This window comes from Kosakonia sp. (assembly GCF_032104925.1).
In the GTDB taxonomy this organism is placed as follows: Bacteria; Pseudomonadota; Gammaproteobacteria; order Enterobacterales; family Enterobacteriaceae; genus Kosakonia.
Genome location: NZ_DAMCGF010000005.1, coordinates 346483 through 359671 on the forward strand (window position 1 = coordinate 346483; position 13189 = coordinate 359671).

Here is a 13189-nt window from a genome sequence, read left to right on the forward strand (position 1 = left end):
TTTCGCAATTCACATACAAAAGACTCTCATGGCTCAAGGCACGCTCTATATTGTTTCCGCCCCTAGCGGCGCGGGTAAATCAAGCCTCATTCAGGCTTTGCTAAAAACCCAACCGTTATACGATACGCAGGTTTCTGTTTCGCACACCACGCGCGCTCCGCGTCCGGGTGAAGTGCACGGTGAACACTATTTCTTTGTTAATCATGATGAATTTAAATCCATGATTGGCGAGGATGCGTTTCTTGAGCATGCCGAAGTCTTCGGTAACTATTACGGCACCTCGCGCGCAGCCATTGAGCAAGTGCTGGCAACCGGCGTAGATGTGTTTCTTGATATCGACTGGCAGGGTGCGCAGCAAATTCGCGCCCGAATGCCGCAGGCGCGCAGCATCTTTATTCTGCCGCCGTCGAAGCTGGAGCTCGATCGCCGCTTGCGCGGGCGCGGCCAGGATAGCGAAGAGGTCATTGCGAAACGTATGGCGCAGGCAGTTGCGGAAATGAGCCATTACGCGGAATATGATTACCTGATTGTGAATGATGATTTCGATACCGCGTTGGGCGATCTGAAAACCATTATTCGCGCCGAACGTCTGCGCATGAGCCGCCAAAAGCAGCGACATGACGCTTTAATCAGCAAACTATTGGCAGACTGAGCCTGGTTTCAGTATCATGCCCAGTCATTTCTTCACCTGTGGAGCATTTTAAGTATGGCACGCGTAACTGTTCAGGACGCTGTAGAGAAAGTTGGTAACCGTTTTGACCTGGTGCTGGTCGCCGCGCGTCGCGCTCGTCAGATGCAGGTTGGCGGTAAAGATCCGTTAGTCCCGGAAGAAAACGATAAAACCACCGTTATCGCGCTGCGCGAAATCGAAGAAGGTCTGATCAACAACCAGATCCTCGACGTCCGTGAGCGCCAGGAACAGCAAGAGCAGGAAGCCGCAGAACTGCAGGCCGTAACCGCCATTGCTGAAGGTCGTCGTTAATTAACCTGCAGGTCACCCTTGTATCTGTTTGAAAGCCTGAATCAGCTGATTCAACACTATCTGCCTGAAGATCAAATCAAACGTCTCAGGCAGGCGTATCTCGTTGCACGTGACGCTCACGAGGGCCAGACACGTTCAAGCGGTGAACCTTATATCACGCACCCGGTAGCGGTTGCCTGCATTCTGGCCGAGATGAAACTCGACCACGAAACGCTAATGGCTGCACTATTGCACGACGTGATTGAAGATACCCCAGCCACCTACCAGGATATGGAACAGCTGTTTGGCAAAAGCGTTGCCGAGCTGGTGGAAGGGGTGTCGAAGCTTGATAAGCTCAAGTTTCAGGATAAGAAAGAAGCGCAGGCCGAAAACTTTCGCAAAATGATTATGGCGATGGTGCAGGATATCCGCGTCATTCTTATCAAGCTCGCCGACCGCACCCACAATATGCGCACGCTGGGCTCTCTTCGCCCGGACAAACGTCGTCGCATCGCCCGTGAAACCCTCGAAATCTATAGCCCGCTGGCGCACCGTTTAGGTATTCATCACATCAAAACCGAGCTTGAAGAGCTGGGCTTTGAAGCGCTATACCCGAACCGCTATCGCGTGATCAAAGAAGTGGTCAAAGCCGCGCGCGGCAACCGCAAAGAGATGATTCAAAAAATCCTCTCGGAAATCGAAGGGCGTTTACAGGAAGCGGGCATTCCCTGCCGCGTTAGCGGTCGCGAAAAGCACCTGTACTCTATTTACTGCAAAATGGTGCTGAAAGAGCAGCGTTTCCACTCGATTATGGATATCTACGCCTTTCGCGTAATTGTTCACGATCTGGATACCTGTTATCGCGTTCTGGGCCAAATGCACAGTTTATACAAGCCACGCCCTGGTCGCGTGAAAGACTATATCGCCATCCCCAAGGCGAACGGCTATCAATCTCTGCACACTTCGATGATTGGCCCGCACGGCGTGCCGGTCGAGGTGCAGATCCGTACCGAAGATATGGATCAGATGGCAGAGATGGGGGTTGCCGCGCACTGGGCGTATAAAGAGCATGGCGAAAGCAGTACCACCGCACAAATCCGCGCTCAGCGCTGGATGCAAAGCCTGCTGGAGCTGCAGCAGAGTGCCGGTAGTTCGTTTGAATTTATCGAGAGCGTTAAATCTGATCTCTTCCCCGATGAGATTTATGTTTTCACTCCGGAAGGCCGCATTGTCGAGCTGCCCGCTGGCGCCACACCGGTGGATTTCGCCTACGCGGTACACACGGATATCGGCCATGCCTGCGTTGGCGCGCGCGTCGACCGCCAGCCGTATCCGCTGTCGCAGTCGCTTTCCAGCGGCCAGACGGTAGAAATTATCACCGCACCGGGCGCGCGCCCGAATGCCGCATGGCTGAACTTTGTCGTCAGCTCGAAAGCACGCGCCAAAATCCGCCAGATGTTGAAAAACCTCAAGCGTGACGACTCGGTGAGCCTCGGCCGCCGTCTGCTGAATCACGCGCTGGGCGGAAGCCGTAAACTGGCCGAAATTCCGCCGGAGCATGTGCAGCGCGAACTGGATCGCATGAAGCTCACGTCGCTCGACGATTTGCTGGCAGAAATTGGTCTTGGCAACGCCATGAGCGTTGTTGTTGCCAAAAACCTGCAGCAAGGGGAAGCCGTACAGAGCACGCCAACACCGGCTGGCGCAAACGGCGGTCATCTGCCGATTAAAGGCGCAGACGGCGTGCTGATCACCTTTGCCAAATGTTGCCGCCCCATTCCTGGCGACCCGATTGTCGCGCACGTCAGCCCCGGCAAAGGGCTGGTTATTCACCATGAGTCCTGCCGCAACATTCGTGGCTACCAGAAAGAGCCAGAGAAATTCATGGCTGTCGAGTGGGATAAAGAGACCGCGCAGGAATTTATCACCGAGATCAAGGTGGATATGTTCAACCATCAGGGCGCGCTGGCGAATCTGACGGCAGCGATTAATACGGCCTCTTCGAACATTCAAAGCCTGAATACCGAAGAAAAAGATGGCCGCGTCTACAGCGCGTTTATCCGTCTGACGGCGCGCGATCGCGTCCATCTGGCGAATATCATGCGCAAAATCCGCGTGATGCCGGATGTGATTAAAGTCACCCGCAACCGAAACTAACTTTATGAATTCTCAGCGTTATGCGCGTATCCGTGAGATGCTCGCCAGGCGTCAGCCGGACCTGACGGTCTGCATGGAGCAGGTTCACAAACCTCATAACGTCTCCGCCATTATCCGTACTGCGGACGCCGTCGGCGTGCATGAAGTTCATGCCGTCTGGCCAGGCAACCGCATGCGCACCATGGCCTCCTCTGCTGCGGGCAGCAACAGTTGGGTTGAAGTGAAAACCCACCGTACCATTGGCGATGCTGTCGGCGTGCTGAAAGCGCGCGGCATGCAGATCCTCGCGACCCACTTATCTGATAACGCCGTTGATTTCCGCGAGATCGATTACACCCGCCCGACCTGCATTCTGATGGGCCAGGAGAAAACCGGGATCACTCAGGAAGCGCTGGATCTGGCGGATCGGGACATTATCATCCCGATGATCGGCATGGTGCAGTCGCTGAATGTTTCCGTGGCGTCTGCCTTGATCCTTTACGAAGCACAGCGCCAGCGGCAAAACGCCGGTATGTATGAGCGTGAAAACAGCATGTTGCCGGATGAAGTTCAGCAACGCCTGCTGTTTGAGGGGGGCTACCCGGTGCTGGCGAGAGTCGCGAAACGCAAGGGCCTGCCTTACCCCCACGTAAATACGGAAGGCCAAATCGAAGCCGACCCGACGTGGTGGGCAACCATGCAGGCGGCGGGATAACCGATGAAAGGTAAGCTGCTCGATGCGGTGCCATTAAGTTCGCTGACCGGTGTCGGCGCGGCGCAGAGCAGCAAGCTGGCGAAAATCGGCCTGCATACCGTTCAGGATCTTCTGCTTCACCTCCCGCTGCGCTACGAAGATCGCACCCAGCTTTATCCGATTGCAGACCTGCTGCCGGGCGTTTACGCCACGGTGGAGGGCGAGGTGCTGAACTGTAATATCACCTTCGGCGGTCGCCGGATGATGACCTGCCAGATTAGCGACGGTACGGGCATTCTCACCATGCGCTTTTTCAACTTCAACGCGGCGATGAAAAACAGCCTCGCCACTGGTCGCCGTGTGCTGGCCTATGGCGAAGCGAAACGCGGGAAGTATGGCGCGGAAATGATCCATCCCGAATACCGTGTACAGGGCGATCTCAGCACCCCGGAATTGCAGGAAACCCTGACGCCGGTTTACCCCACCACCGAAGGTATCAAACAAGCGACACTGCGCAAGCTCACCGACCAGGCGCTGGAACTACTGGCGACGTGCGCCATCAGCGAACTGCTGCCGCCGGAGCTGGCGCAAGGCATGATGAGCCTGCCAGAGGCGCTGCATACGCTGCATCGCCCGCCGCCGTCACTGCAATTAAGCGATCTGGAAAGCGGGCAGCACCCGGCGCAGCGCCGTTTGATCCTTGAAGAATTACTGGCGCACAACCTCAGTATGCTGGCGTTGCGTGCCGGCGCGCAGCGTTATCATGCGCAACCACTCAGCGCCAAAGATGAACTGAAAAACCGCCTGCTGGCGTCGCTACCGTTTAAACCAACCGACGCACAAGCGCGCGTGGTCGCGGAGATCGAGCGCGATATGGCGCTGGATATGCCGATGATGCGCCTGGTGCAGGGCGATGTGGGCTCCGGTAAAACGCTGGTTGCCGCGCTGGCAGCGCTGCGGGCGATAGCCAATGGCAAACAAGTGGCGATGATGGCACCCACCGAACTGCTGGCAGAGCAGCACGCTAACAATTTCCGCAACTGGTTTGCGCCGCTCGGCGTGGAAGTGGGCTGGCTGGCGGGCAAGCAAAAAGGCAAAGCGCGCCAGGCACAGCAAGAGGCAATCGCCAGCGGTCAGGTGCAAATGGTGGTGGGCACCCATGCCATTTTCCAGGAACAAGTGCAGTTTAACGGTCTTGCGCTGGTAATTATCGACGAACAACACCGCTTTGGCGTTCATCAGCGGCTGGCGCTGTGGGAAAAAGGCCAGCAGCAGGGTTTTCACCCGCACCAGTTGATCATGACGGCAACACCGATCCCACGCACGCTGGCGATGACCGCCTACGCCGATCTCGACACCTCGGTGATCGACGAACTGCCGCCGGGCCGTACGCCGGTCACTACCGTCGCTATCCCCGATACGCGCCGCAACGAGATTATCGATCGCGTACGCAGCGCCTGTACCGGCGAAGGCCGCCAGGCTTACTGGGTTTGTACATTGATCGAAGAGTCCGACCTGCTGGAAGCACAGGCGGCGGAGGCGACCTGGGAAGAGCTGAAACTGGCGTTGCCGGAGCTGAATGTTGGCCTGGTGCATGGCCGCATGAAACCGGCAGAAAAACAGGCGGTAATGCAGGCATTCACACAGGGCGAGCTGCATTTGCTGGTCGCTACTACGGTGATTGAAGTGGGCGTGGATGTGCCAAATTCCAGCCTGATGATTATCGAAAACCCGGAGCGGCTCGGACTTGCGCAACTCCACCAGCTACGTGGCCGCGTTGGGCGCGGTGCGGTGGCCTCCCATTGCGTACTGCTCTACAAATCCCCATTATCAAAAACCGCGCAAAAACGCCTGCAAGTGCTCCGCGACAGTAATGATGGCTTTGTGATTGCGCAAAAAGATCTGGAAATTCGCGGCCCCGGCGAACTGCTTGGTACCCGCCAGACCGGCAACGCGGAATTTAAAGTTGCCGACCTGCTGCGCGATCAGGCGATGATCCCGGAAGTACAGCGCGTAGCCCGCCATATTCATGAGCGTTATCCGCAGCTTGCCGAAGCGCTGATCGACCGCTGGATGCCGGAAACAGAACGCTACTCCAACGCCTGAGTTTTAGAACCTTATCCCGCAAAACGAACACCCCTTAGAAAAGTATGTTTTTAGCATAGCAACCGTTTGCTTTTACCAAACAGTCCGATAAAATCAGCGCTTTTCCATCAGGGGATTGCTTGAGATGTCCGTAAACACCATCGAGTCAGAAAGTGCGCAACCGGTTGCGCAGACTCAACCCAGCGAACTGATCTACCGCCTTGAAGATCGCCCGCCGCTGCCGCAGACCCTGTTTGCCGCGCTCCAGCACCTGCTGGCGATGTTTGTTGGCGTTATCACGCCCGCGCTGCTTATCTGCCAGGCGTTGGGTTTACCGGCTCAGGACACTCAGCACATTATCAGCATGTCGCTGTTCGCCTCTGGCGTCGCCTCTATTATCCAGATCAAAGCCTGGGGACCTGTTGGCTCCGGATTGCTCTCGATTCAGGGCACCAGCTTTAACTTTGTTGCGCCACTGATCATGGGTGGTACCGCGCTGAAAACCGGCGGTGCGGATGTGCCCACGATGATGGCTGCGCTGTTCGGCACCCTGATGCTGGCCAGCTGCACCGAAATGGTCGTCTCCCGCATTCTGCCGTTTGCGCGTCGCATTATTACCCCGCTGGTTTCCGGCGTGGTGGTGATGATTATCGGCCTGTCACTGATTCAGGTGGGTCTGACATCCGTAGGCGGCGGTTTTGCCGCGATGAGCAATCACACCTTTGGCGCGCCGAAAAACCTGCTGCTGGCAGGCGTGGTGCTGGGACTGATTATTCTGCTTAACCGTCAGCGCAACCCCTATTTACGTATCGCGTCGCTGGTGATCGCCATGGCCGTTGGCTATGTGCTGGCGATGTTTATGGGTATGCTGCCGGCATATAGCGCACCGGCAACGTCCTTTATGGTGCCGACGCCGCTTTACTACGGTCTGAGCATCGACTGGACCCTGCTGCTGCCGCTAATGCTGGTATTTATGATCACCTCGCTTGAAACCATCGGTGATATCACCGCCACTTCTGACGTTTCCGAGCAGCCCGTCGCTGGCCCGCTGTATATGAAGCGCCTGAAAGGCGGCGTACTGGCAAACGGTCTCAACTCGTTTGTTTCCGCTGTTTTCAATACCTTCCCGAACTCCTGCTTCGGCCAGAACAATGGCGTTATTCAGCTGACCGGTGTTGCCAGCCGCTATATCGGTTTCTTCATTGCGGTGATGCTGATGGTGCTCGGCCTGTTCCCGGCGGTCAGCGCTTTTGTACAGCAACTGCCTGAGCCGGTACTGGGCGGTGCAACGCTGGTGATGTTCGGTACGATTGCCGCATCCGGTGTACGCATTGTTTCCCGCGAGCCGTTGAACCGCCGCGCGATCCTGATTATCGCGCTGTCGCTGGCCGTTGGCCTCGGCGTTTCTCAGCAGCCGCAAATCCTGCAATTTGCCCCGGACTGGCTGAAAAACCTGCTCTCTTCCGGTATCGCCGCAGGCGGGATCACCGCGATTGTACTGAATCTGATTTTTCCACCAGAGAAAAACTGATAAACCCGGCGGCAACGGGGCGAAAACCGTTGCCGCCGTAACGCCCTTTCATCATTCCGCCCTTGAGCATTGCGCATAAATCGTGCATAACTGCCAGACTGGCAACTGGGGATGGAAGATCATGAAATTTCTTGGAAAGCTGCTCCTTGTCGTTGTTATCGCCCTGCTTGTGGCGGTCATCGCCTGCTATTTCCTGCTGCAAACCCGCTGGGGCGCAACGCAGGTCAGCAAGTGGGTAAACGACAACAGTGACTATCACCTCACTTTCGAAGCAATGGATCACCGCTTCTCCTCCCCTTCCCATGTGTTGCTGAAAGGCGTGAATTTTGGCCGTAAAGGCAAACCGGCTACGCTGGTCGCCAAAACGGTGGATATCGGGCTGAGCAGCCGACAAATTACCGACCCTCTGCATGTCGATACCATTTTGTTGCAGGACGGCACGCTGAACCTCTCCCCGGCGGCCGCACCGCTGCCGTTCCAGGCCGACCGTCTGCAATTAAACAATATGGCATTTAACAGCCCGACCACCGGCTGGGATCTCAGCGCCCAGCGCGTCACCGGCGGTGTTGCGCCGTGGCACCCCGTCGCGGGAAGTGTACTGGGCAGCAAAGCGCAAATTCAGATGAGCGCCGGTTCGCTGACGTTAAACGGCGTTCCCGCCAGTAATGTGCTCATTCAGGGCAGTATCGATAAAGATGTCGTCACGCTGACCACCATTGGTGCGGATATAGCGCGTGGCTCTCTGACCGGGGATGCGCAGCGCGCCGCCGATGGCAGCTGGGTGGTGAATAATTTGCGGCTGAATGATATCCGCCTGCAAAGCGACAAGTCGTTGCTCGATTTCTTTACTCCCTTGACGACATTGCCGTCGCTGCAAATTGGCCGCGTTGAAGTGACCGATGCTCGTTTGCAAGGGCCTGGCTGGGCGGTCACCGATCTCGACTTGAGTTTGCGCAACCTGACGCTGATGAATGGCGACTGGAAAAGCGAGGACGGCAGGCTGTCGATGAACGCCAGCGAGTTTATTTACGGCTCGCTGCATCTGTTCGACCCGATCCTCAATGCCAACTTCTCACCGCAGGGCATTGCGCTGCAACAGTTCACCTCGCGCTGGGAAAACGGCATGGTGCGCACGTCCGGCAACTGGTATCGCGCAGGTCACGCGCTGGTGCTGGACGACACCGCCTTTGCCGGGCTGGAATATACGCTACCGGAAAACTGGAAGCAGCTATGGATGGATGATTTGCCCGCGTGGCTGAACACCGTGACGCTGGAAAAATTCAGCGCCAGCCGCAATCTGGTGATTGATATCGATCCGGCTTTCCCGTGGCAGATAACGGCGCTGGACGGTTACGGCGATAACCTGCAACTGGTGCGCGAGCGCAAATGGGGCGTATGGGGCGGAACGGCGAAGCTGAACGCCGCTGCCGCAACATTTAATCGCGTTGACGTGCGCCGCCCGTCGCTGGCGCTGAACGCCAACAGCAATGTCGTCACCATCAGCGAGCTAAGCGCCTTTACCGGACAAGGGTTGCTGGAAGCCAAAGCGGTGGTTGCGCAAACGCCGGATCGTAGCGTGAACCTCAACCTGAATGGTCGCGGCGTGCCGGTGAATGTACTGCAGGAGTGGGGCTGGCCGGCGCTGCCCATCAGCGGCGACGGTAATCTCCAGCTCACCGCCAGCGGCAGTGTGCGCGCCGATGCGCCGCTTAAACCGTCGGTGAACGCCGAACTTTCTGCCATTAACGTGCAAAAACAGCAAATCAAACAGAGCATGCATGGCGGTGTGGTATCCGGCGGCGTTGTTGCGCCTCCGGCGGAATCCACACCGACCCCCGCTCCTCAGCCCGCTCCTTAAATACCCCATATTTCCCTCTGCCGCACGGGAGAGGGGCTATGCAAAGCACACACTCATCACTTAGCGCGTTGCGGTTTGCTCACCGCAACGTTTCTCTGCTGAGCCCTCCGGGCTTCCTGCCCATCCGCGATTGGCGCGGTATTGTTCAGGTAATGCCGATTGGCTTCGGCCTGCAGGAATGGTATTTGCCTCGCGCTTCTCCCGTAAAACGATATGGTCGTTAGCATCGCTTATCCCGCAGTCCACCTTTTTTTACGATAAAAATCTGACTGTCCACTTTTGTTTCCTTTCCGGCGGAAAAGCAGACAGAAAGCATTTTCAGATGCCGTTAAACGACGGAATTTAAGCCAGATTTGGCGAAATTGAGCGAGCCGATGAGCCTTATTCTTTTCTGCGATCGCGATTATCCGAGAAGGGGGAAATTGCTAAGCCTTGGAAAAGATGAGGATTTATCTTAAACAATCGTTTGCGGAGGAAGCACAATGAGAAAATTTATGACGGAGGTATGTGGTAAATGCCTGAAAGTAGCTATAATGCGCCCCGCCTCCATGTAGCAATGCAGGCGCGGAAGATCGTCATCTCCGGTGAGGTGGCTGGACTTCAAATCCAGTTGGGGCCGCCAGCGGTCCCGGGCAGGTTCGACTCCTGTGATCTTCCGCCAAAAGTTAGAGATGAATTATAAATACGGCGTTTGCCTGTTGAGCGAAACGATTTCGCCATCTATGAAAGTAAAAATACTGAGATCTTCAAAAGAATCGAAAATGTCTGATAAGCATCCCCCCACCGGACCGATATTAGTTTCAATATAATCATCACATCGCAATATCTGTTCCTTCCTGACAGTTATATGATTAATATTATCAATATAAATACCTATGACCTTAGGGTTCATAACGACACATTCGTTATACGGATCTGAAAAAGCATATATTTCTTCTAAAACTTCCTGCGAAGGGGGTTTTGTAAATGAATTTATTTCCCCATTATTAATTGAAGTTCCAGCATCTGTTGCACACATTCCATATATATTAGATGAAGCAGGATCAATTATTACACCAACGCTACCGGGTAGACTCATCGTATGACCAGGCCAGACAATGCAACAAGATAATGGGTTTGAACTGGGCGAATCGATCACTGTTTTAAGGTCATCAGGAAATTGAGGATTTCTTGACATGGTGGCGAGATTTGAAAAGTGAACAATTAACGCTTTTTTTGTCTTTAGCGCTTCAATAAATTCTTTACTATCCATGACACATCCTCAATATACATTAATGTAGTGATTATATTGAAAAAACCGAATCACTATATCACACATAATTTCAGTCGACACGTAGCAATAAAAATAGCCATTAAAAACACTATATTTTCTAAATTAGATATCAAAACATCTAACGCAATTAAAGCAATTGATTTTCTACTACCTTGCCGACCAGGAAATAATAATTTCTCTCTTAATATGAAGAGAGACCTGCTCAAAAAGTAGTATGAACTGCCCTCAATGATAGAATGGAAGCAAAAATAATGATATGAGGATATCGAAGGTATTATCCCTTCGGCTCTATCCCCTTAGCCCGTAAAGCCTCCCTCGCCAGTTCCTTTAACCAACTGGCGAGGCTTACCCCTTCTTCTGCCGCCACGGCATCAAGCTGTTCTTTCAAGGCCGGATCGATGCGCATTTTAAACTGCGGTGACTGGCCGCCACCTTTCGGTTTTTTCTCGCGAGATATGGCTGACATGGGGCCACCTATTTAACTATTTTCACCTTATAGGAGGCCATCTAAAAGGAATCCTTCCTATCTAAACAACGCTCCGAAAGTGCAGCAACACAACCGGAGCGTCTAACCATCCCCAACTATCAAGGAGTTGATAATGGCTGATCCGCATTCTACCTCAGACTTCACCATCGCCGGAACCGAGCACAACGTAATTGTGCGATATCGCCCGAATCAGGGTGACGCGAGCACGCCGAGCATCACGCTTTCCGGCAAGTGGCTGCGCGATGTCGGGTTTAATACCGGGCAACATATTCTGGTGAAAGTGATGCAGGGCTGCATCGTGCTGGTGAAACACAGTGATAAAGAGGAGTGGCTGGCGACGGCGCTGGATAAAACGCGCAAGCAGCTCAGGGAAGTGAAGGACGTCATGAAAAAGGCGTATCTGCAATCACGGCCAGACTAAATCCTGTCGATTTGCAGCATGCCAGATACAGCCTGCCCACGGGCTGTATTTGCCGGGGCGGAAGGAAATAAAAAGACCAACCAGTAAGTTGTCTTACGGTGGGAAGAACGCGGTAAAAAGCAGCAGCATCGGTTAAATATTGCCCGCAAAACAACGCGCAAAAAGTCGTTCGTCCCCCTCTCTGCAACGCCATTATTAAGGAGTAAGATAAGCGCCTCGAAATTCCACAGACAACAACCGATGAAGCGTTTCCTTTTTATTCTCTCCACCGCCTTTATTTTCAACACCAGCTTTGCTGCCACCCCGTTGCCGAAAGACGTTCAGGATTTTCGCAACCTTGCTGAAGAGTGTGAGCATTTCGCTGGCGAGCAGGATTCAGACCTCGACGAGCAGCGTCAGAAAGAGCTGGATGCCAGCCTGCAAGCCACCTGCGGCAAAGCCGTGGTGCAGCTTAAAACGCTGCGGGAAAAATACAAGAATGACGCGGCATTAATGAAAGTTATTAATGCCTATGATTTCTGACGGCGGTTTGCAGCACGTAAAAACGGGGGCATTTGCCCCCGTTCGTTATTACGCTTTCAGCAGCGAATAATCCAGGTAGCCTTCTGCGCCGCCGCCAAAGAATTTCTCCCTGATCGGTTCGTTCAGCGGCAGGTTATGTTGCAGGCGGTACGGCAAATCCGGGTTGGCGATAAACGGTCGGCCAAAACCAATTAAGTCTGCCCAACCTTTCGCCAGTGCCTCTTCGGCGCGTTCCGGCGTGTATTTGCCAGAGTAAATCAGCGTGCCGTGGAAAATAATGCGCAGCGCTTCTTTAAACGCAGCCGGCATAACCGGCGCGTCGTCCCAGTCCGCTTCGGCGATGTGAATGTATGCAATGCCAATCGCATTCAGTACGCTCGCCGCCGCGAGATAAGTGGCTTCCGGCGTATCGTCACGAGACCCCATCAGCGTGGTAAGCGGCGCCAGGCGAATACCGACACGCTCTTTACCAATCGCCGCCGAAACGGCTTCTACCACCTCTTTCATAAAGCGCAGGCGGTTTTGCAGCGAACCGCCATATTCGTCGTCGCGCAGGTTAGACTGCGAATCAATAAACTGGTTAATCAGATAGCCGTTCGCGCCATGTAATTCGATGCCATCAAAACCGGCGGCAATCGCATTACGCGCGGCCTGGGCGTAATCGTTGACGATAGCGGGAATTTCATCCACTGACAGCGCACGCGGCATGGAGTGCTGCACCATATCACCCACGCCGTTTTCCGGCCCGCGCCCTTCCACATCGACAAACACTTTTACGCCTTCGGCCTGAATCGCCGACGAAGAAACCGGCGCCGCGTTACCGGGCTGCAAAACAGTGTGAGAAACGCGCCCCACATGCCATAACTGAGCAAAGATTTTGCCGCCCGCCTGATGCACGGCATCGGTCACTTTTTTCCAGCCAGCGATCTGCGCATCGCTGTAAATACCGGGGGTCCAGGCGTAGCCCTGACCCTGCTGGCTGATTTGTGTGCCTTCGCTGATAATCAGCCCGGCACTGGCGCGCTGCGCGTAGTAATCCGCCATCATATCGGTTGCCACATCACCCGTTCCGGCGCGGGAGCGGGTCATCGGTGGCATAACGATACGGTTAGTCAATGCGAGCGCATTCAGGGCGTATTTATCGAATAGCATGGTGGCTTATCCTTTCTTGATTCGGTCAGTGTGGTTGCGGTTAACAACCCGATGCGAAGCAGGATAAGC

Annotated in this window: 12 protein-coding genes and 1 tRNA gene; 10 read left to right on the top strand and 3 right to left on the bottom strand. The window is 54.6% G+C overall.

Annotated features, from left to right (window positions below):
* Positions 1-28: 28 nt before the first annotated feature.
* The 8 genes from gmk (at position 29) to RT644_RS13255 (ending at position 9926) form a co-directional block, all read left to right on the top strand.
* Positions 29-652, top strand: coding sequence for a guanylate kinase (gmk, locus tag RT644_RS13220; protein WP_020455761.1), 624 nt, complete (start codon positions 29-31; stop codon positions 650-652).
* 54 nt (positions 653-706) lie between these two features.
* Positions 707-982, top strand: a complete 276-nt coding sequence (gene rpoZ, locus RT644_RS13225) for a DNA-directed RNA polymerase subunit omega (RefSeq protein ID WP_007369481.1) — start codon at positions 707-709, stop codon at positions 980-982.
* 18 nt (positions 983-1000) lie between these two features.
* Positions 1001-3118, top strand: coding sequence for a bifunctional GTP diphosphokinase/guanosine-3',5'-bis pyrophosphate 3'-pyrophosphohydrolase (gene spoT, locus RT644_RS13230; RefSeq protein ID WP_313626972.1), 2118 nt, complete (start codon positions 1001-1003; stop codon positions 3116-3118).
* Positions 3119-3122: 4 nt separating this feature from the next.
* Complete coding sequence (gene trmH, locus RT644_RS13235; RefSeq protein ID WP_020455763.1) at positions 3123-3812, top strand: tRNA (guanosine(18)-2'-O)-methyltransferase TrmH; 690 nt, start codon at positions 3123-3125, stop codon at positions 3810-3812.
* 3 nt (positions 3813-3815) lie between these two features.
* The gene (recG, locus tag RT644_RS13240) at positions 3816-5897 is read left to right on the top strand and encodes an ATP-dependent DNA helicase RecG (protein ID WP_313626974.1); all 2082 of its coding nucleotides are present in this window, start codon (positions 3816-3818) and stop codon (positions 5895-5897) included.
* Positions 5898-6021: 124 nt separating this feature from the next.
* Positions 6022-7407, top strand: coding sequence for a nucleobase:cation symporter-2 family protein (locus RT644_RS13245; RefSeq protein WP_020455765.1), 1386 nt, complete (start codon positions 6022-6024; stop codon positions 7405-7407).
* Positions 7408-7528: 121 nt separating this feature from the next.
* Positions 7529-9265, top strand: coding sequence for an AsmA family protein (locus RT644_RS13250; protein WP_313626976.1), 1737 nt, complete (start codon positions 7529-7531; stop codon positions 9263-9265).
* 566 nt (positions 9266-9831) lie between these two features.
* Positions 9832-9926 (top strand) — tRNA-Sec (locus RT644_RS13255).
* Between the two features lie 15 nt (positions 9927-9941).
* Here the strand turns inward: RT644_RS13255 and RT644_RS13260 are convergent.
* Together RT644_RS13260 and RT644_RS13265 are read right to left on the bottom strand one after the other, a co-directional pair.
* Complete coding sequence (locus RT644_RS13260; RefSeq protein ID WP_313626977.1) at positions 9942-10517, bottom strand: hypothetical protein; 576 nt, start codon at positions 10515-10517, stop codon at positions 9942-9944.
* Between the two features lie 295 nt (positions 10518-10812).
* On the bottom strand, positions 10813-11004 hold the full coding sequence (locus RT644_RS13265; RefSeq protein ID WP_313626979.1) for a toxin-antitoxin system HicB family antitoxin: 192 nt from the start codon (positions 11002-11004) through the stop codon (positions 10813-10815).
* Positions 11005-11137: 133 nt separating this feature from the next.
* On the opposite strand from RT644_RS13265, the gene RT644_RS13270 reads away from it, so the two are divergent.
* Both RT644_RS13270 and RT644_RS13275 read left to right on the top strand, forming a co-directional pair.
* Positions 11138-11446: a SymE family type I addiction module toxin gene (locus RT644_RS13270; protein WP_313626980.1), complete on the top strand. Its 309-nt coding sequence runs from the start codon at positions 11138-11140 to the stop codon at positions 11444-11446.
* 240 nt (positions 11447-11686) lie between these two features.
* Positions 11687-11968 carry a hypothetical protein gene (locus RT644_RS13275; RefSeq protein ID WP_020455770.1) on the top strand — a complete coding sequence of 94 codons (282 nt, stop codon included), beginning with the start codon at positions 11687-11689 and terminating at the stop codon, positions 11966-11968.
* A 48-nt stretch (positions 11969-12016) separates the two neighbouring features.
* Here the strand turns inward: RT644_RS13275 and RT644_RS13280 are convergent, their stop codons facing one another.
* Positions 12017-13120, bottom strand: a complete 1104-nt coding sequence (locus RT644_RS13280) for an alkene reductase (RefSeq protein WP_045507457.1) — start codon at positions 13118-13120, stop codon at positions 12017-12019.
* Positions 13121-13189: the final 69 nt, after the last annotated feature.

Coding starts and splice junctions, on each gene's coding strand:
- RT644_RS13260 (WP_313626977.1), bottom strand. CDS start 10,517: ATGGATAGTAAAGAATTTATTGAAGCGCTAAAGACAAAAAAAGCGTTA.
- trmH (WP_020455763.1), top strand. CDS start 3,123: ATGAATTCTCAGCGTTATGCGCGTATCCGTGAGATGCTCGCCAGGCGT.
- RT644_RS13245 (WP_020455765.1), top strand. CDS start 6,022: ATGTCCGTAAACACCATCGAGTCAGAAAGTGCGCAACCGGTTGCGCAG.
- RT644_RS13250 (WP_313626976.1), top strand. CDS start 7,529: ATGAAATTTCTTGGAAAGCTGCTCCTTGTCGTTGTTATCGCCCTGCTT.
- RT644_RS13270 (WP_313626980.1), top strand. CDS start 11,138: ATGGCTGATCCGCATTCTACCTCAGACTTCACCATCGCCGGAACCGAG.
- RT644_RS13265 (WP_313626979.1), bottom strand. CDS start 11,004: ATGTCAGCCATATCTCGCGAGAAAAAACCGAAAGGTGGCGGCCAGTCA.
- RT644_RS13280 (WP_045507457.1), bottom strand. CDS start 13,120: ATGCTATTCGATAAATACGCCCTGAATGCGCTCGCATTGACTAACCGT.
- gmk (WP_020455761.1), top strand. CDS start 29: ATGGCTCAAGGCACGCTCTATATTGTTTCCGCCCCTAGCGGCGCGGGT.
- RT644_RS13275 (WP_020455770.1), top strand. CDS start 11,687: ATGAAGCGTTTCCTTTTTATTCTCTCCACCGCCTTTATTTTCAACACC.
- rpoZ (WP_007369481.1), top strand. CDS start 707: ATGGCACGCGTAACTGTTCAGGACGCTGTAGAGAAAGTTGGTAACCGT.
- recG (WP_313626974.1), top strand. CDS start 3,816: ATGAAAGGTAAGCTGCTCGATGCGGTGCCATTAAGTTCGCTGACCGGT.